At 71.9% G+C, this 16028-nt stretch carries 21 protein-coding genes; 9 read left to right on the top strand and 12 right to left on the bottom strand.

The window, feature by feature from the left end:
* Window positions 1-68: 68 nt before the first annotated feature.
* On the top strand, window positions 69-620 hold the full coding sequence (locus ACIQJT_RS03330) for a TetR/AcrR family transcriptional regulator (protein ID WP_365459253.1): 552 nt from the start codon (window positions 69-71) through the stop codon (window positions 618-620).
* A 530-nt stretch (window positions 621-1150) separates the two neighbouring features.
* Here ACIQJT_RS03330 and ACIQJT_RS03325 read toward each other — a convergent pair.
* From ACIQJT_RS03325 to ACIQJT_RS03315, 3 genes are read right to left on the bottom strand one after another with little or no spacing between them, the layout of a single operon-like run.
* Complete coding sequence (locus tag ACIQJT_RS03325; RefSeq protein ID WP_402640068.1) at window positions 1151-1351, bottom strand: ferredoxin; 201 nt, start codon at window positions 1349-1351, stop codon at window positions 1151-1153.
* Window positions 1352-1369: 18 nt separating this feature from the next.
* Entirely contained in the window at window positions 1370-2569 is a 1200-nt protein-coding gene (locus ACIQJT_RS03320) for a cytochrome P450 (protein WP_402639437.1), read from the bottom strand.
* A gap of 58 nt (window positions 2570-2627) precedes the next feature.
* Window positions 2628-2822, bottom strand: a complete 195-nt coding sequence (locus tag ACIQJT_RS03315; protein ID WP_402639435.1) for a hypothetical protein — start codon at window positions 2820-2822, stop codon at window positions 2628-2630.
* 143 nt (window positions 2823-2965) lie between these two features.
* On the opposite strand from ACIQJT_RS03315, the gene ACIQJT_RS03310 reads away from it, so the two are divergent.
* Window positions 2966-3415 carry a nitroreductase family deazaflavin-dependent oxidoreductase gene (locus tag ACIQJT_RS03310; protein WP_365459259.1) on the top strand — a complete coding sequence of 150 codons (450 nt, stop codon included), beginning with the start codon at window positions 2966-2968 and terminating at the stop codon, window positions 3413-3415.
* Between the two features lie 62 nt (window positions 3416-3477).
* Here the strand turns inward: ACIQJT_RS03310 and ACIQJT_RS03305 are convergent, their stop codons facing one another.
* Window positions 3478-4449: a cation diffusion facilitator family transporter gene (locus ACIQJT_RS03305; RefSeq protein WP_365459262.1), complete on the bottom strand. Its 972-nt coding sequence runs from the start codon at window positions 4447-4449 to the stop codon at window positions 3478-3480.
* 96 nt (window positions 4450-4545) lie between these two features.
* On the opposite strand from ACIQJT_RS03305, the gene ACIQJT_RS03300 reads away from it, so the two are divergent.
* Window positions 4546-5577 (top strand): glutathione S-transferase family protein, encoded by a 1032-nt coding sequence (locus ACIQJT_RS03300; protein ID WP_402639432.1) that lies wholly within the window; start codon window positions 4546-4548, stop codon window positions 5575-5577.
* Between the two features lie 28 nt (window positions 5578-5605).
* Window positions 5606-5902, top strand: coding sequence for a DUF4235 domain-containing protein (locus ACIQJT_RS03295; RefSeq protein WP_053852038.1), 297 nt, complete (start codon window positions 5606-5608; stop codon window positions 5900-5902).
* A gap of 1 nt (window position 5903) precedes the next feature.
* Here ACIQJT_RS03295 and ACIQJT_RS03290 read toward each other — a convergent pair whose 3' ends face one another.
* The 3 genes from ACIQJT_RS03290 to ACIQJT_RS03280 form a co-directional block, all read right to left on the bottom strand.
* The gene (locus ACIQJT_RS03290; protein WP_402639430.1) at window positions 5904-6296 is read right to left on the bottom strand and encodes a VOC family protein; all 393 of its coding nucleotides are present in this window, start codon (window positions 6294-6296) and stop codon (window positions 5904-5906) included.
* Window positions 6297-6374: 78 nt separating this feature from the next.
* A complete protein-coding gene (locus tag ACIQJT_RS03285) occupies window positions 6375-6842 on the bottom strand; it encodes a pyridoxamine 5'-phosphate oxidase family protein (RefSeq protein WP_402639428.1) in 468 nt (155 codons plus the stop codon).
* A 25-nt stretch (window positions 6843-6867) separates the two neighbouring features.
* Complete coding sequence (locus ACIQJT_RS03280) at window positions 6868-7401, bottom strand: GNAT family N-acetyltransferase (RefSeq protein WP_402639426.1); 534 nt, start codon at window positions 7399-7401, stop codon at window positions 6868-6870.
* A 92-nt stretch (window positions 7402-7493) separates the two neighbouring features.
* Between ACIQJT_RS03280 and ACIQJT_RS03275 the strand changes: the two genes are divergently transcribed.
* Window positions 7494-7856 (top strand): DUF1304 domain-containing protein, encoded by a 363-nt coding sequence (locus tag ACIQJT_RS03275; protein WP_365459277.1) that lies wholly within the window; start codon window positions 7494-7496, stop codon window positions 7854-7856.
* The gene (locus ACIQJT_RS03270; RefSeq protein ID WP_402639424.1) at window positions 7853-8416 is read left to right on the top strand and encodes a TetR/AcrR family transcriptional regulator; all 564 of its coding nucleotides are present in this window, start codon (window positions 7853-7855) and stop codon (window positions 8414-8416) included. The genes ACIQJT_RS03275 and ACIQJT_RS03270 overlap by 4 nt, the downstream gene beginning before the upstream one ends.
* Window positions 8417-8423: 7 nt before the next feature.
* Here ACIQJT_RS03270 and ACIQJT_RS03265 read toward each other — a convergent pair whose 3' ends face one another.
* Both ACIQJT_RS03265 and ACIQJT_RS03260 read right to left on the bottom strand, forming a co-directional pair.
* Window positions 8424-9260, bottom strand: a complete 837-nt coding sequence (locus ACIQJT_RS03265) for a hypothetical protein (protein ID WP_402639422.1) — start codon at window positions 9258-9260, stop codon at window positions 8424-8426.
* A 61-nt stretch (window positions 9261-9321) separates the two neighbouring features.
* Window positions 9322-10281, bottom strand: coding sequence for a helix-turn-helix domain-containing protein (locus ACIQJT_RS03260; protein WP_365459286.1), 960 nt, complete (start codon window positions 10279-10281; stop codon window positions 9322-9324).
* A gap of 71 nt (window positions 10282-10352) precedes the next feature.
* Here ACIQJT_RS03260 and ACIQJT_RS03255 point away from each other — a divergent pair, with 71 nt between their 5' ends.
* Window positions 10353-11303, top strand: coding sequence for an NADP-dependent oxidoreductase (locus ACIQJT_RS03255; RefSeq protein ID WP_402639419.1), 951 nt, complete (start codon window positions 10353-10355; stop codon window positions 11301-11303).
* Window positions 11304-11310: 7 nt separating this feature from the next.
* Here the strand turns inward: ACIQJT_RS03255 and ACIQJT_RS03250 are convergent, their stop codons facing one another.
* Window positions 11311-12417 carry an NAD(P)-dependent alcohol dehydrogenase gene (locus ACIQJT_RS03250; RefSeq protein ID WP_402639417.1) on the bottom strand — a complete coding sequence of 369 codons (1107 nt, stop codon included), beginning with the start codon at window positions 12415-12417 and terminating at the stop codon, window positions 11311-11313.
* 23 nt (window positions 12418-12440) lie between these two features.
* On the bottom strand, window positions 12441-13895 hold the full coding sequence (locus ACIQJT_RS03245) for an aldehyde dehydrogenase family protein (RefSeq protein ID WP_365459295.1): 1455 nt from the start codon (window positions 13893-13895) through the stop codon (window positions 12441-12443).
* A gap of 103 nt (window positions 13896-13998) precedes the next feature.
* On the opposite strand from ACIQJT_RS03245, the gene ACIQJT_RS03240 reads away from it, so the two are divergent.
* Both ACIQJT_RS03240 and ACIQJT_RS03235 read left to right on the top strand, forming a co-directional pair.
* Window positions 13999-14436 (top strand): MarR family transcriptional regulator, encoded by a 438-nt coding sequence (locus ACIQJT_RS03240; RefSeq protein WP_365459298.1) that lies wholly within the window; start codon window positions 13999-14001, stop codon window positions 14434-14436.
* Between the two features lie 169 nt (window positions 14437-14605).
* Window positions 14606-14986, top strand: a complete 381-nt coding sequence (locus ACIQJT_RS03235) for an anti-sigma factor antagonist (protein WP_402639415.1) — start codon at window positions 14606-14608, stop codon at window positions 14984-14986.
* 57 nt (window positions 14987-15043) lie between these two features.
* On the opposite strand, the gene ACIQJT_RS03230 is transcribed toward ACIQJT_RS03235, so the two are convergent.
* Window positions 15044-15997 (bottom strand): ribose-phosphate pyrophosphokinase, encoded by a 954-nt coding sequence (locus tag ACIQJT_RS03230; RefSeq protein ID WP_053852027.1) that lies wholly within the window; start codon window positions 15995-15997, stop codon window positions 15044-15046.
* Window positions 15998-16028 lie beyond the last annotated feature (31 nt).

Here is a 16028-nt window from a genome sequence, read left to right as displayed (position 1 = left end):
ACGGGCGTTCTCCGGGGTGCCTGCTACCGTAGGAGAACGCACGTTCTCACGTCAAGGAGTGGTCGTCCATGGACAGCGCAGTGGCCCGCGAGCGGGTGCTGGACGCCGCCGAGGAGCTGTTCTACGGGCGGGGCGTCCAGTCCGTCGGCATGGACGAGATACGCGGCGCGTCCGGGGTCTCCCTCAAGCGGCTCTACCAGCTGTTCCCGGCCAAGGAGCAGCTCGTGGAGGCCTATCTGGAGCGGCGGGACGGCCGCTGGCGGGGCCGGCTGGCCGAGTTCGTGGCACTCCGGCCGGACCCCGAGGATCGGATCCTGGCTGTCTTCGACTGGCTGGAGGAATGGTTCGGCGAGGAGGGCTTCCGCGGGTGCGCCTGGATCAACTCCTACGGCGAGCTGGGCGCGACCTCGGACCGGGTGGTCACCCAGGTCCGGGCCCACAAGAGGGCGTTCGCCGACTACCTCGCCTCCCTCGTGGCCGACGCGGGGCGGCCCGCGGCTCTGGCGGGCCCGCTCTTCCTGCTCGCCGAGGGCGCGATGGTGACGGCGGGCATCACGGGAACCACCCACCCGGCCACGGAGGCACGGGACGCGGCCCGGCTGCTGCTGGGCGCCCGCTAAACGGTGCCGGTCTCGACGCCAGGGCCGGCACGGCGGCGACAGACCGGGATGCGGGCGGGCTCCCAGGCCGTGGGACGCCGGGAGCCGGGACGGGGCGGATCAGCCGGAGGCTCCAGCCCCCGCCGCCGAGGCGGGTGAGGCGGTCCGGCTGCTGCTAGGCGCCCACCAAGGACACTTGAGCGGGACGGTCCGCCGGTCTCCGCGCCCGGGCCGGCACGACGGCGACAGACCGGGGTGCGGGCGGCTCCCAGGCTGTGGGACGGCGATGGCGAGAGTTACACCTAGGCCCCAGCCCCGCCGCCGAGGCGCATGAGGCGGCCCGGCGGCCGTGGGGCTCTCGCTGGGTGCGGCGGCCCCGGCGCGGCAGCCGGGTGCGGTGCGCCCGGCCCGGTCGCGCTGCCGCGCGGGGCGCCCGCGGCTCGGCGTGAGTGTTTCCGGTTCGCGGGCGGCGCCCCGGGACGGCCGCTGCTCCTGCTCAGCTGCGTGGCTGAGGACGGGCGGAGCAGCCCGTACGACGGCGCCCCCGCTTGTCAGCTCACCGTCTCCGACACGGTGATGGCGGCGACGGGGCAGGCCCGGGCGGCCTCTCGGACCATGGGGTCGCCGCCGCCGTCCTCCCTGCTGGGCAGGAGCGTGCTGAAGCCGTCGTCGTCCTGGGTGAAGACGCCCGGGGCGGCCAGGGCGCACTGGCCCGCCCCGATGCAGACGTCCTTGTCGATGTCGATGTCCATGCGCATCGTCGGAGCCTCTTACCAGGTCACGGGGAGTTCCAGCATCCCCTGGATCGTGTCGCCGGGTTTGAAGGGGATCTCCTCGGCGGGGGCCGCGAGCCGCAGGGTGGGCAGCCGGTCGAAGAGGGTGCCCAGGGCGATCTCCAGTTCGGCGCGGGCGAGGTTCTGGCCGAGGCACTGGTGGATGCCGAAGCCGAACGCGATGTGGTGCCGGGCGGACCGGTGCCAGTCGAGGGTGTCGGGGTCCGGGTAGACGTCCTCGTCGCGGTTGACGACGGAGGTCGCGAACACCACCCCCTCACCCGCCCGGATCGTCGTGCCGGCCACCTCGATGTCCTCCAGGGCCATCCGCAGCAGTCCGTCGGCGATCGACAGCATCCGCATGAGCTCCTCGACCGCGTTCGGGATCAGCGCGGGGTCGGTGCGCAACTCGGCCAGTCGGTCGGGGTGCCGCAGGAGGGTGAAGGTGCCGAGCGAGATCATGTTGGCGGTGGTCTCGTGGCCGGCGACCAGCAGGATGATCGCCAGGGCGATCAGTCCCTCACGGTTCAGCTCCCCGTTCCGCAGCTCGCGGTGCACGAGTTCGTCTAGCACACCGTCGCCGGGCTCCGGCTGTTTCTGCTTGAGGTCGATCAACTCGTCGAAGTACGCCTCAAGTTGATCGCGTGCGTCCATGACGTCGTCGGCCGTGGGGCCGCGCAGCAGGCGCCGGGACTGTCCCTCGAAGAAGTCGTGGTCGGTGTAGGGCACGCCGAGCAGGGCGCAGATCACGGTCGAGGGGACGGGCAGCGCGAAGGCGGTCACCAGTTCCGCGGGCGGCCCCTGGGCAATCATCGCGTCGATGCGTTCGTCGACGATCTCCTGGATGCGGGGGCGCAGTTCGGTGGCCCGGCGCAGCGTGAAACTGGGCACCATCATGCGTCGCTGGACGCGGTGTTCCGGGTCGTCGACGCCGAGCAGCGCGGTCCTCCGGTTCCTGACCGCCGCGAAGCGTGCCGTCGGCGCGGGAAAGCCGTCCCGGGTGCGGTCGGTGGACAGCCGGGGGTCGGCGAGCAGGGCGCGCGCGGTGCCGTGTCCGGTGACCAGCCAGGCCGGACGGCCGTCGAAGAGGGTGATCCGGGACAGCGGGCGGTCGGCGCGCAGGGAGTCGTAGGCGGCGGGCGGGTGGTAGGGGCAGGTCCGGTCCTGGGGGAAGGCGACGGGTTCCGTTTCCGTCATGGAAGACCTCGCAGACGAAGGGTGCCTCGTGCAGATCTTCATTAGATGCCCCGGGCATCTATAGGGCGACGAGAAGTTCGGCCAGATCGGTGGCGGCAACAATCTGGCCGGAGATCGCCGCCGTGCCGAGGGTTTTCTTGCCGAGCGGGGCGGCCGTGTCCCGGCATCGTGCCCGCCCCGCCGGAAGGGAGCCCTCCGCCCACCTCGGTATCCGGCCACACCGGGCGCCGACGGTGTGGGCTCCGTCGGCCATGACGTGCTCGTCGTCACCGCGGAGCGCCGTGTCAGCGGTCGTCGTAGGGGGCAGGTCCCTGGGAACCCGCTCGGGATGATTCCCGAGCGGGGCTGCGTTGCAGTGCCGTGCGAGACGCCGTAGCGAACGAGGAGACGTGAACCATGCCTCTTGAGGGCGAGTACGAGCCCAGCCCGACCCAGTGGGTGCGTGAGCAGGTGGAGTTGTACGAGAGCTCCGGTGGCACCGAGGGCAACACGCTCATGGACACGGGGATGCCGGTCATCGTGCTGACGACCCGGGGCGCGAAGAGCGGCCGCATCCGCAAGACGCCGTTGATGCGGGTCGAGCACGAGGGGCGGTACGCGGTGGTCGCCTCGCTGGGCGGGGCCCCCAAGCACCCGGTCTGGTACCACAACGTCAAGGCCGACCCGCACGTCGAGCTCCAGGACGGCCCGGTCAAGCGGGACTTCGTCGCCCGCGAGGTCACGGGGGCGGAGAAGGACGAGTGGTGGGACCGTGCCGTCGCCGCGTACCCGCCCTACGCCGACTACCAGAAGAAGACGGACCGGGTGATCCCGGTCTTCGTGCTGGAACCCTCGGACGGCAACTGACCGGACGCCGGGAAATGTCCCGACGCCCACGCATGGACCGGCTCCGGCCGGGCACCTGAGCGTCAGGCCCCGCCGCGTTCCCCCGTCGCGGCGGGGCTTTCCGCTGCCTCCTCGGCCGGCCGGTCGGTCACGTCGAGGAAGATCTGGTCCGCCTCGGCCACGGTCCGGGACACGGACCGCTTGATGCGTACGGCGACCTCCTCGACCTCCTCGCTGTCCAGGCCCGGCACCAGGTCGACCCGGGCGGCCACCAGGACCGAGTCCAGCCCCATCTTCATGGTGAACAGCGCCTCCACGCTGTCGATCTCGGGCTGCGCCTCCAGCACCGCCCTGATCCGGGCACTGGACTCCGGGTCCGCGGCCTCGCCGATGAGCTGCCCCTTGGCCTCGCGGCCCAGCCGGTAGGCCACGTAGACCAGCAGCACCCCGATGGCCAGGGAGGCGGACGCCTCCCACACCACCTGCCCGGTGACCATGTGCAGCGCCATGCCGACCATGGCCAGCGTCACCCCGAGCACCGCCGTGCCGTCCTCGGCGACGACCGTGCGCAGGGCCGGGTCGCGCATGCCCTCGGCGGCCCCGCCCTGCTTGCGCACCTGGTGCAGGGCCCGCAGCAGCGACACGCCTTCGGCGACGAACGCCACGCCCAGCACGATCAGACCGGCCACATAGCCGCTGAGCTCCTCCTCGGCGCCGTTGCGGAGCGCCTCCACGCCCTGGAAGAAGGAGAAGCAGCCGCCCATCACGAAGATGCCGACGGCCGCGATCAGCGACCAGAAGAACCGCTCCTTGCCGTAGCCGAAGGGATGTCGCCGGTCGGCGGGGCGGCGGCTGCGGCGCAGCGCGGCCAGCAGGAAGACCTCGTTCAGGCTGTCCGCCACGGAGTGCGCCGCTTCCGACAGCAGCGCGGGCGAGCCCGCGAGGAGGCCGCCGACGGCCTTGGCGACGGCGATCACCAGGTTCGCCGCCAGGGCCACCAGTACGGTGACACGAGTTTTCCGGTCCGCTTCGTCGTTCGTCGATGTCCCGCTCACCAACGCCGAATGCCCGGCTCAAGGGGCACTCACACCGTGCCGATTCCCGAAAACGGGGAACGCGTCCACCAGGACAGGCGGCACACAGGAGGAAGCATGGGCAGCGCCGACGACGGCAACAGCGCGTACGGCCGGAAGGCGTTCAAGCGGTCCAAGAGTCATTTCGCGGACCGGGTCACCGCCGACGGCCGGGACGGCTGGCCGGTGGAGGCCGGCCGCTACCGCCTGGTGGTCAGCCGCGCGTGCCCCTGGGCCAGCCGGGCGGTGATCTCGCGACGGCTGCTCGGGCTCGAGGACGCGCTCTCGATGGCGATCGCCGATCCGATCCAGGACGACCGCAGCTGGCGTTTCACCCTGGACCCGGACGGCCGCGACCCGGTGCTCGGCATCCGCTACCTGAGCGAGGCCTACGACAAACGGGAGAGCGACTATCCGGGCGGGGTCAGCGTGCCCGCGCTCGTGGACGTCCCCAGCGGGAAGCTCGTCACCAACGACTACCAGCAGCTCACCCTGGACCTGGCCACCGAGTGGACGGCCCTGCACCGGGAGGGCGCGCCCGACCTGTACCCGCGGGCGCTGCGCGACGAGATCGACACGGTGATGGCGGACATCTACGAGGACGTCAACAACGGTGTGTACCGGGCGGGTTTCGCGACCGGCCAGGAGGAGTACGAGGAGGCGTGCGCGGGTGTGTTCCGTCGGCTCGAGCTGCTGACACCGAGGCTGGCACGGCAGCGGTACCTCGTCGGGGACACCATCACCGAGGCGGACATCCGCCTGTTCACCACACTGGTGCGTTTCGACGCCGTCTACCACGGTCACTTCAAGTGCAACCGCTGGAAGCTGACGGAGAACGAGGTGCTGTGGGCGTACGTCCGCGATCTGTACCAGACGCCGGGATTCGGCGACACCGTCGACTTCGACCACATCAAGCGGCACTACTACCAGGTGCACTCCGGTATCAACCCGACCGGCATCGTGCCGCTCGGGCCGGACCTGGCGGGGTGGCTGACGCCGCATCACCGCGAGGAGCTCGGCGGCCGTCCGTTCGGCGACGGGACCCCGCCGGGCCCGGTGCCGCCGGCCGAGGCGGTCCCGGCACACCACCGACCCACCGCTGACCACTGACCACTGACCACTGACCAAGGAGACAGACATGGCAAAGAAGAAGAAGCTGCCCCTCGCCTACAAGCCCCTCGGCTTCGTACTGGGCTGGACGAGCGGCACGGTGGCCGGACTGGCCTTCCAGAAGACCTGGAAGGCGATCCGTCACGAGGACAACGCGCCCGACGCCCTGGACCGTGACCGCGGCTGGGGGGAGATCCTGCTGGCCGCGGCGGTCCAGGGCGCCATTTTCGCCGTGGTCCGCAGCGCGGTGGACCGCGCGGGCGCCACGGCCATCGAACGCTCCACCGGAGTCTGGCCGGCCGACGACAAGGGCGGCCGCGACTGACTCAGCCCTGCTTGGGCGCCGTCGAGGCGACCAGGCGCAGGGTGAAGGAGTGTCCGGCGGGGTCGGCGTATCCGCGTTCCTCGAACGGCCCCGCCGCGTCCTTCGTCTCCAGTGGGCGTCCCCCGAGCTCCACCACCTTGCGCTCCGTCTCGTCCAGGTCCTCCACCACGAAGTCGATGTGGGCCTGGAGGGAGTTCTCGGGGCGGGGCCAGCTCGGCGGTGTGGCGTTCACGTCACGGCGGAAGGCCAGCCGGAACCCGTCCGCTCCCCTGATCTCCACGCGGTTGGCGGTCGCGTCGGTCTCCTCGGCCCCCAGCAGCTCCTTGTAGAACACGGCGAGTTTCTCGGGCTCGGCACAGTCGAGCACGACGACCCCCGCTTTCACCAGTGCCATGTCTCCTCCGAAGGGTCCGGCCACGGGGTGTTGGCGCCCCGCGGCCCTGTACCTTGCGGATATCCCGGCACGGCCGATTCAGTCGGCGGCCAGCCACCGTCCGTCCCGCATCAGCTCACGCCCCGTGAGTTCGTTCGCCTCCCGCCAGGCCTGCACGCGCCGCGGGTGGACGCGGAAGTACAGGTAGGGCGTGGTGAGCTGCCGGGGGTCGAAGCCGGTCCGCTCGGCGAACCGGTCCCCCTCCTCCTGGCTCAACTCGTCCTGGGTGACGGTGTCCACCGTCCCTTCGATCATCACGACGTCCCGGGTGGGCCCGAGGCCGAGCCGCACCCGGCCGGTCGCCTTCAGGTTCCGGCCGGTGGGACTGGCCTCGGGGGTCGCGAGGAGGAGCGCGGAGCCGTCCCAGAGGAACGAGAGCGGGACGAGGTACGGCACCCCCGAGCCGTCGTCCGGGGCCGTGGCGACCCAGACGTCCTCGTCGTGCTCCAGCCGGTGCAGGGTGTCCTGCTTGCGCTGCTTCGCGGGGCGGGGCGGCTGCGGGGCCATCGGCGTACGTCCTCCTGGCGGGTCGTCAACTGACGTGATCAGTCTGGTCGTTCGCCCCGGGTTCCGCCTCCTTCTTTCGCCCCAGGGCGTGCCGCAGCGTCACGGCGTGGGCGCCGAAGCCCTGGCGCTCGTAGAAGCGGATCGCCTCCGGGTTGGCCGAGTAGGCGGCGACCTCCGCCTGCCGGGCCCCCTGGTCCTCGGCCCAGGCCAGGAACTCCGCCACCAGCCGGGCGCCGACGCGGGCGCGCCGGTGGGCCGGTCGGACGTACAGGCCTTGCAGCTTGGCCGACTTGACGGGTCGCACGGCCGAGGGCTCGGTCAGGGAACCGGTCAGGTGTCCCACGACCTCGCCGCCGTGCGCCACCACCAGGACGAGCCGGGCCGGATCCTCCAGCGCCGCCGTGAAGGAGGCCGCCCCGTGCTCGCGCGGCCAGCCGATGTCGACGCTCGGGTCCCTGGTCCCGGCGTCCTCGGCGAACAGGCCCGCACTGGAGGCGACGAGCCCCGGAATGTCGTCGTGACGGGCGCGGCGGACGGTGAGGTCTTCGTCGGTGGTCATGGACCCGCACGCTAGCGGCTGCCACTGACAGCGGATTTCCTGGACGGATGTCCAGCTATAGTGGACACCCGTCCAAGAAGTAGGGGAAGCTGATGGAGATCCTGGCGAACGTGCTGGTCGGCCTGGTGGCGGCGCTGCACGTGTACATCCTGGTGATGGAGATGTTCCTGTGGCAGCGGAAGCCGGGGATGTCCTTCCACGGCTTCGACCGGGAGATGGCCCGGGCCACCGCCGCCATGGCGGCCAACCAGGGGCTCTACAACGGCTTCCTCGCGGCGGGCCTGGTGTGGGGTCTGGTGGCCGGGGACCCGACCGGCTTCCGGGCGCAGGTGTTCTTCCTGGTCTGCGTGATCGTCGCGGGCGTGTACGGCGCCGTCACCGCCAACGTCCGGATCCTCGCCGCGCAGGCGTTGCCGGGCGCGCTCGCCCTGGCCGCCGTCCTCCTCGCGCGGTGACCCGCCCCGCCCCTGAGGACCCGCGAGCGGCCCGCACCCGGGCGAAGCTGCGGGAGGCACTGCTCGCGGAGTGCGCCGAGCGGCCGCTGGAGGAGGTCGGCGTGGCCGCGCTGGTGCGCCGGGCCGGGGTCGGCCGGGCCACCTTCTACGTGCACTACGACGGCCTGGAGGCGCTCGCCGTCGACGCCTGCGCGGACGTCGTCCGGGACGCCGTGGAGGCGCTGCACGCCTGGCGCGGGCGACCCGACCCGGTGCACGCGCCGCCCGCACTCGCGGAGTTCTTCGCCTCGCTCACCCCGCACGCCGCCCTGTACCGGTCCCTGCTCGCTCCGGGCGGCGGCGGACCGCTGGGCCGGGTGCTGCACCGGGACCTGCGGGCCTACAGCCTGCGGGAGCGCGAGCTCGCGGGCGCCGCCGACGCCCCGCTGGTCGCCTCGGCCGTCGCCGCCACTTTCGCCGGCGTCCTCGCCGACTGGCTGCACGGCCTGCTCGACGCCGACGCGGCCGACATCGCCGACCAGGTCTGGCAGTTGCTGGTCGCGCTGCACGCCAGCCGGTGAACTCGACTCACTTGCAGGCCACCTGTTCCCTGAGCAGGGGCCAGACCTCGACACCCGTGGGCGTGCGGACGTACGCCGAGCGCGAGTCCTCGGCCAGCCACAACTGCTGGTCCCCGTACCGGTATCCGGTGTCGCGGGCGTCCGGCGGCAGGGTGGCCGAGCCGTCGTACGACGCGGTGAGCACGCCGGGTTCGAGCAGGCCCTCCGGGTCACGGGCGTACGTCCGCCCGCCCAGATGGAGGAAGTGCACCTCACTCCAGTCGCAGTGGTCGTCCCCGGGCCGGCTGCTCACCTCGGTGGTCGGCACCCGCTCGCCCGCGCGGTCGGTCCAGATCTCGTAGCCGTGGGAGGCCGTCCACTCGGCCGGGAGTTCGGAGGGGTCGCAGGACGCGCTGGTCTCCGGGCCCCAACCGGGCCTGTCCCGCTGGTCCTTGGCGACCACGACGGCCACCTTGGTCCGGCCTCCGACGTCGTAGGAGTACAGCACGCGGTCCGTCTCCCGGCGCTCCACGCGGTAGCCGGAGCGGGGCTCGCCCGGGTCGAACAGGTCGAAGTACAGCTCCAGTCCCTCCTCCGGGCTGTCCCCGCCGTCGTCCTCGCTCCAGCCGTCGGGGCCGTTGCCGTTGTGGATATCCCCCGTGCACTCCAGGGCACGTCCGGCGGCTCCCGAGACGATCCGCAGCGCCCGCGGTGTGTGCCCGTCCAGTTCCTCGGTGGGGACGTGCATCGGTCCGTCGTAGACGGTGGCCGGCGCGTCGCCCTCGATCACCAGGCCCTCCCCCGACTCGCAGCCCACCGTCGTCATGGCCACGGCCGCCAGTGCCACCCACAGACCTGCGCGCATGCCCGCCCCCTGTACTCCGTCCGCCTGCATGATCCTTCGACGCCGGGGCGGCCGGGAACGTTCAGCGGGCCGCCGTCTGGAAAGTGCGCCGGTAGACCTGCGGGGACACCCCGATCGCCGCGTGCAGGTGCTGGCGCAGGGACGCCCCCGTGGCGAAGCCGACGCGGGCGGCGATCTGGTCGACGGACAGATCGCTGGACTCCAGGAGGTGCCGGGCCCGGACCACGCGCTGCTGGATCAGCCAGCGGCCGGGGCTGAGGCCGACCTCGTCGTTGAAGCGGCGGGCGAAGGTGCGCAGGCTCATCCGGGCGTGGGCGGCGAGATCGCCCAGGGTCAGGGGCTCGTCGAGGCGTTCCAGCGCCCAGGCGCGGGTTCCGGCCGTGCTCGCGGCGCCCTGCTCCGGGACGGGCTGCTCGATGTACTGGGCCTGGCCGCCGTCCCGGAACGGCGGGACCACACAGCGCCGGGCGACGGTGTTGGCGAGTTCGCTGCCGTGGTCCTTGCGGACGAGGTGCAGGCAGATGTCCACGCCGGAGGCGGCGCCGGCCGAGGTGAGGATGCGGTCGTCGTCGACGAAGAGCACGTCGGGGTCGAGGTCGACGTGCGGGTACAGGCGCCGGAAGTGGTCCGCGAGCTGCCAGTGGGTGGTCGCCCGGCGGCCCTCCAGGAGACCGGCCGCGGCGAGCACGAAGGCGCCGGTGCAGATGGAGACGATCCGGGCGTCGGGGCGGATGAGGGCGAGCGCCTCGCGCACCTCCTCCGGGAGCTCGACGGGCATCCGCTCCGCCGCGACGGGTGTGATCACCACCGTGTCGGCCGTGGCGAGGATCTCGGGTCCGTGTTCCACGCCGATGGTGAAGTCGGCGTTGCTGCGCACCGGTCGGCCGTCGACCGAACAGGTCAGCACCTCGTACCGGCCGTCGGCGGCGCCGAGGATCCGGCTGGGGATGCCCAGCTCGAAGGGGTAGACGCCGTCCAGGGCCAGTACGACGACCCGCTCGGTCCGCTGCACATCTCGCATGGCACGATCCTATCGAAGCTTGGCAATCATGCCATTTCCCGGACGGGCGGAACCGGGCAGGCTGAACGACCATGAGCACTGTGAACACCATGCGAGCCATCAGCCAGGACACCCTCGGCGGTCCCGAGGTCCTCAAGGAGATCGAGGTCGAACGCCCCGCGCCGCGACCGAACCAGGTGCTGGTCCGGGTCCGGGCCGCCGGCCTGAACCCGACCGACTGGAAGCACCGCGCCACCGGCGGCTTCCTCGGCGAGCCGCCGTTCGTCCTCGGCTGGGACGTCTCCGGCGTGGTGGAGGCGGTCGGCATCGGCGTCGCGGCCTTCGAGCCGGGTGACGAGGTGTTCGGCATGCTGCCGTACCCGTGGGGGCACGGCTCGCACGCCGAGTACGTGATCGCGCCCGTGCGCGCCCTCACGCACAAGCCGGCCTCCATCGACCACGTCCAGGCCGGCGCGCTGCCCCTCGTGTCGCTGACCGCGTGGCAGGCGCTGGTCGAGCGCGCCGACCTCCAGCCGGGACAGCGGGTGCTGATCCACGCCGCGGCCGGCGGGGTGGGTCATGTGGCCGTGCAGATCGCCAAGGCGCTGGGCGCCCATGTGATCGGCACCGCGAGCGCGGGCAAGCACGACTTCCTGCGTGAGCTGGGCGCGGACGAGGTGATCGACTACCGGGAGACGGACTTCGCCGAGGCGGTGAAGGACGTGGACGTCGTGCTGGACACGCTCGGCGGCGAGACGTCCGTGCGTTCGCTGCGGGTGCTGCGGCCGGGCGGGATCGTGGTGTCGATCCTGCCGGTCGGCTCGGACGAGTTCGGCGAGGAGGCCGAGCGGCTCGGCGTGCGGGCCGTGCGCATGCTCGTGGACGCCGACCGGACGGGGATGGAGGCGATCGCCGGGCTGGTCGAGAAGGGCGAGCTGCGCCCCACCATCGCGGCCACCTTCCCGCTGGCCGACGCCGCCGAGGCGCATGCGCTGGGCGACACCGGCCGGACGAAGGGGAAGCTGGTCCTCGTGACGGACTGACCCCGGCTCAGAACATCAGCACGGGCTTGATCGCCTTGCCCGCGCCCATGTCCCGCACCGCCCGGTCGATGTCCGCGAACGGATAGGTGCTGATCAGGCGGTGCAGCGGGAGCCGGCCTTCCTTCACGAGGCGGACCAGGGCGGGGATGAAGCTCTGCGTCTCGGCGTCGCCGAGGGTGAGCCCGACGACCCGCTTGCCGCCGAGCAGTCCGTTGACGTCGAGGGAGACCTCGGTGCCGAAGGGCGGGGCGCCGACGACGACCAGCGTGCCGCGGGCGCCGAGCGCGTCGACGCCCTGGCGCAGGACGCTCACGTTGCCCGTGGTCTCCACGACCCCGTCCGCGCCCTGCCCGCCGGTGATGGCGGCCAGGGCCTCGCCGAGGTTCTCCTCGGCCGCGTCGACGGTGTGAGTGGCGCCCAACTCCCGCGCCAGGGTGAGGCGTTCACCGACCCGGTCGACGGCGACGATCGTCGTGGCCGGGGTGAGGGCGGCGGCCATGACCGCGGACAGGCCGACGGCTCCGGCGCCGAGGACGACGATGGTGGAGCCGGTGACCGGCTTCAGTACGTTCCACACGGCGCCGACTCCGGTCTGCACTCCGCAGCCGAGCGGGGCGACGGACGCCAGCGGCACGTCCGGGTCGACCTTGACGAGGCTGCGCTCGTCGACCAGGGCGCGCTCGGCGAAGGAGGACTGGCCGAAGAAGTGGCCGCCGAGCGGTTCGCCGTCCCGGCTGATCGTGCTGGTGCCGTCGGGTCGGCGGCCGCCGAGGAGGTTCAGCGGCAGCCAGGTCGCGCAGTAGGCGGGGTGTCCGCCGGCGCAGTTGCGGCAGTCGCCGCAGGAGGTGAACGACAGCACGACATGGTCGCCGGCGGCCACACCGGTGACGGCGGAACCCACGGCCTCGACGACTCCCGCGCCCTCGTGCCCGAGGACTCCCGGCAGCGGGAAGGGCAGTCCCCCGCTCGCCACACCGAGGTCCGTGTGGCACAGGCCGGTGGCGACCATGCGGACGAGCGCCTCACGGGGTCCCGGCTCGTCGAGGGTGACGTCGGAGAGGGTGAAGGGTGCGCCGCCGGACTCGACCACTGCGGCACGGGTGGTGACGGACATCGTACGGACTCCTCTGCGGGCGCTCAGTCGAGCGAGACGACGACGGACTTGACCTTGGTGTAGGCGTCGAGCGCCTCGGGGCCGTACTCACGGCCGTAGCCGGAGTCCTTGACCCCGCCGAAGGGCACCGCGGGGTCGAGCATCGCCCAGTCGTTGACCCAGACGATGCCCGCCTGGAGCCGGCCGGCGATCCGGTGCGCCCGGGCGAGGTTGGTCGTCTGGACACCCGCGGCCAGGCCGTACGGTGTGGAGTTGGCGAGCGCGACGGCCTCGTCCTCGGTGTCGAAGGGCTGCACGGTCAGGACCGGGCCGAAGATCTCCTCCTGCACGACCCGGGAGTCGTCGGACAGGTCGGCGATCACGGTGGGCCGGTAGTAGAAGCCGCCGTCGAGGTCCAGGCGTGCACCGCCGCAGACGATCCGGCCGCCCTCCTTGCGGGCCAGGTCGACGTACTCCTCGACCTTCTTCAGGTGCTTCTCCCCCGCCATCGGACCGACGACGGTCCCGGGATCGCGCGGGTCACCGACCGGCACCCTGGGCACGGCGTCGGCGAGGATGCCCAGCAGGGTGCTGTGGACCGGGCGCGCCACGAGCAGGCGCGGGCCGCCCATGCAGAACTGGCCGGTGTTGAAGACGAACGCCTTGATGATCGCGCCGACCGCCTTCTCCAGGTCGGCGTCCTCGAAGACGATGTGGGCCGCGTTGCCGCCGAGCTCCATGGTGACGGGCTTGAGGGCCTCACCCGCGACGGCCGCCACGTGCCGGCCGATCGCGGTGGAGCCGGTGAAGGCGACCTTGTCGATCCCGCGGTGGCGCAGCAGGGCCTCGCCGGCCACCGGCCCGGCGCCGGTGACGACGTTGACGACCCCGTCCGGGACACCGGCCCGCTGGAGCAGTCCGGCCATGTGGAGGGCGCTGAGCGGGGTCTCGTCGGCCGGCTTGTGCACCACCGTGTTGCCCGCGGCGAGGGCGGGGCCGATCTTGGAACCGGCGAGGACGAGCGGGAAGTTGAAGGGGGTGATCGCGGCGACCACGCCGAGCGGTTCGCGCCTGGTGTAGGCCAGGGCGTTCATGGGAGTGTCCCGGACGGCGCCGTCCAGGGAGTGGGCGAGGGCCGCGAAGTGCTCGTAGTCGTTGGCCGCGTTGGTCACGTCCACGGCGTGGCACAGCGAGATCGGCTTGCCGACGTCCAGGCTCTCCAGTTGCGCGAGGTCGTCGGCGTTCTCGCGGATCAGTTCGGCCACCCGGTGCAGGATCCGGCCCCGCTCGCGGCCGCTGAGACCCGACCAGGCGCCGTCGTCGAAGGCGGCGCGGGCGGCGCGGACGGCCGCGTCCACGTCGGCGGCGCCGGCCTCCGCGACGGTGGTGAGGACCGCGCCCCGGGACGGGTCGACCACCTCGGTGCGGGCGCCGTCGGCGGCCTCGCGCCACTGGCCGCCCACGAACAACCGCCCGGGTTCGATCTCGATGGAGGACATCGCCGCTCCTCAGCTTCGTCGCCAAGATTTCAACAAACAGGATTCCTGTTGGTTCGCAGTCTCTTTACAGACAGGTTTCCTGTCAATGGTCTAGCCTGAGCCCATGCTGGACACACAGGTGACCAAGGCGCCCCCGTCACTCCTCTACATGGTGAAACAGGTGGAGCTCGTCGTCCGCTCCCATCTGGACGAGTTGGTCAGGCCGTCCGGGATCACCGCTCTGCAGTACACGGCCCTCACGGTCCTGGAGCGGCACGACGGACTGTCCGCGGCGCAACTGGCCCGGGACTCCTTCGTCACCGCCCAGTCGATCGCCGATCTCGTGCGCTCCCTGGAGAGCCGCGGACTGGTGCGCCGGGAGCGCAATCCGAAGAACCGCCGCGAGCTGCTGATCCTGCTGACCGAGGAGGGGCGGGCGCTGCTCGCTCGGCACGCGGGCCCCGTGCGGGAACTGGAGGAACGGATGGTGCGGGACCTCACCGCGCACCAGACCGAGCAGTTCCGGCAAGCGCTGACCAGGGCCTGGCACGCCTTGTCGTGAGCCGGGCGCGAGCCCCGCGTGAACACGGCGCGAACTAGCGCCGCAAATCAAAGACATATGTCAATCGAACATGCTCAAATTCACTCCATCGAGGGTAACTTGCAGGGCAGGGAAAGGGTTTGCACGCACTCCCGTGCCCCCCGAGGAGCCGGTTGGAGGCGATGTCGTCGTGCAGCAGGAACCCGCGCCGCCGTCCCGGCATCTGCGCGTCCACCAGGACCGCGGCCACACCGTGCTGGAGTTCCACGGCGAGATCGACATCGCCGCGGCCGCCGAGCTCCTCCCCCACCTCGACCGCTTCACCGGGCAGCCCGGCGCACGGCTGGTCATCGACCTCAGTGCCGTGGAGTTCTTCGACTGCTCCGGGCTGCGGCTGCTGTACCGGGCCCGCTCACGCGTACTCGCCCACCACGGCACGCTGCTCCTGGTCTGCACGCACCCGCTGACCCTGCGGATCGTCCGGGTGACCGGCCTGGCCCGGCTGCTGCCCCCGCTGCCGTCGCTGGACGCGGCCCTGGGACAGACCGAGGCGACGTCCGAGACGTTATGACCGAGGGCACGCCCGGTCACCGGGATGATGCCCGGGTCGTCCCGAGCCGCTTCCCGGCTACTCGCTCCGGGGCGCGTCGAACAGGGCGCTGACGGACTCGCCGTTGTGAATGCGCCGCACGGCCTCGGCCAGGGCGGGGGCGATGGACAGGATCCGTAGCTTGTCGGTCCGTTCCTCGTCGGGGACCGGCACGGTGTTGGTGCACACGATCTCCAGCACGTCGGGCTGCTCCCCGATCCGCTTGAGGGCGCCGTCGGCGAAGAGCCCGTGCGTACAGGCGACCCGGATGGAACGCGGGCCCAACTCCCGCAGCCTTTCGAGCAGTTCGAGGACCGTGCTGCCCTTGGCGATCTCGTCGTCCAGCACGATGACGTCCCGCCCGGCGATCTCGCCGATGACGTCGCTGATGCTGACCCGGTCGTCGGCGAAGCGCTGCTTGGCGCCCGCGGCCACCTGGGCGCCGATCAGCCGGGCGAAGGCGGCCGCCTCCTTGGCGTTGCCGAGGTCCGGGGAGACCACGGTGGTACGGGAGAGGTCGTACTGCTGGAAGTGCGCGGCCAGCTCGCGCAGGGCGTGCAGGTGGTCCACGGGCACCGAGAAGAAGCCGTGCACCTGCGGGGAGTGCAGGGTCATGGCGAGGACCCGGCTCGCCCCGGCCGACACCATCAGGTCGGCGACCAGGCGTCCGCCGAGGGAGATCCGGGGCGCGTCCTTCTTGTCGGAGCGGGCGTAGGAGTAGTGCGGCATGACGACGGTGATCCGGCGCGCGGAGGCACCGCGGGCCGCGTCGCACATCAGCAGCAGCTCCACCAGGTGCTCCTGGACCGGCCTGACCAGCGGCTGCACGAGGAAGACGTCCCGCTCCCGGCAGTTCGCCTGGAGCTGCACCTCCAGGCAGTCGTTGGCGAACCGGCTGACCCGGGTGGGGCTGAGCGGCACCCCCAGATGCGCGCAGACCTCCGCCGCCAGTTCGGGGTGGGCGCTACCGCTGAACACGGCGATGTCTCGCACGGATCCGCTCCTAGGATGATCATCTCGGGTT

It is taken from the genome of Streptomyces sp. NPDC091972, from assembly GCF_044756385.1.
Taxonomy (GTDB): domain Bacteria; phylum Actinomycetota; class Actinomycetes; order Streptomycetales; family Streptomycetaceae; genus Streptomyces.
This window is presented reverse-complemented; position numbering and strand designations above follow the sequence as displayed.

Excerpts from the sequence above, each read along its gene's own strand:
- ACIQJT_RS03330 (WP_365459253.1), top strand. The coding sequence starts at position 69 with ATGGACAGCGCAGTGGCCCGCGAGCGGGTGCTGGACGCCGCCGAGGAG.
- ACIQJT_RS03325 (WP_402640068.1), bottom strand. The coding sequence starts at position 1,351 with ATGGACATCGACATCGACAAGGACGTCTGCATCGGGGCGGGCCAGTGC.
- ACIQJT_RS03320 (WP_402639437.1), bottom strand. The coding sequence starts at position 2,569 with ATGACGGAAACGGAACCCGTCGCCTTCCCCCAGGACCGGACCTGCCCC.
- ACIQJT_RS03315 (WP_402639435.1), bottom strand. The coding sequence starts at position 2,822 with ATGGCCGACGGAGCCCACACCGTCGGCGCCCGGTGTGGCCGGATACCG.
- ACIQJT_RS03310 (WP_365459259.1), top strand. The coding sequence starts at position 2,966 with ATGCCTCTTGAGGGCGAGTACGAGCCCAGCCCGACCCAGTGGGTGCGT.
- ACIQJT_RS03300 (WP_402639432.1), top strand. The coding sequence starts at position 4,546 with ATGGGCAGCGCCGACGACGGCAACAGCGCGTACGGCCGGAAGGCGTTC.
- ACIQJT_RS03295 (WP_053852038.1), top strand. The coding sequence starts at position 5,606 with ATGGCAAAGAAGAAGAAGCTGCCCCTCGCCTACAAGCCCCTCGGCTTC.
- ACIQJT_RS03290 (WP_402639430.1), bottom strand. The coding sequence starts at position 6,296 with ATGGCACTGGTGAAAGCGGGGGTCGTCGTGCTCGACTGTGCCGAGCCC.
- ACIQJT_RS03285 (WP_402639428.1), bottom strand. The coding sequence starts at position 6,842 with ATGGCCCCGCAGCCGCCCCGCCCCGCGAAGCAGCGCAAGCAGGACACC.
- ACIQJT_RS03280 (WP_402639426.1), bottom strand. The coding sequence starts at position 7,401 with ATGACCACCGACGAAGACCTCACCGTCCGCCGCGCCCGTCACGACGAC.
- ACIQJT_RS03275 (WP_365459277.1), top strand. The coding sequence starts at position 7,494 with ATGGAGATCCTGGCGAACGTGCTGGTCGGCCTGGTGGCGGCGCTGCAC.
- ACIQJT_RS03265 (WP_402639422.1), bottom strand. The coding sequence starts at position 9,260 with ATGCGCGCAGGTCTGTGGGTGGCACTGGCGGCCGTGGCCATGACGACG.
- ACIQJT_RS03260 (WP_365459286.1), bottom strand. The coding sequence starts at position 10,281 with ATGCGAGATGTGCAGCGGACCGAGCGGGTCGTCGTACTGGCCCTGGAC.
- ACIQJT_RS03255 (WP_402639419.1), top strand. The coding sequence starts at position 10,353 with ATGAGCACTGTGAACACCATGCGAGCCATCAGCCAGGACACCCTCGGC.
- ACIQJT_RS03250 (WP_402639417.1), bottom strand. The coding sequence starts at position 12,417 with ATGTCCGTCACCACCCGTGCCGCAGTGGTCGAGTCCGGCGGCGCACCC.
- ACIQJT_RS03245 (WP_365459295.1), bottom strand. The coding sequence starts at position 13,895 with ATGTCCTCCATCGAGATCGAACCCGGGCGGTTGTTCGTGGGCGGCCAG.
- ACIQJT_RS03240 (WP_365459298.1), top strand. The coding sequence starts at position 13,999 with ATGCTGGACACACAGGTGACCAAGGCGCCCCCGTCACTCCTCTACATG.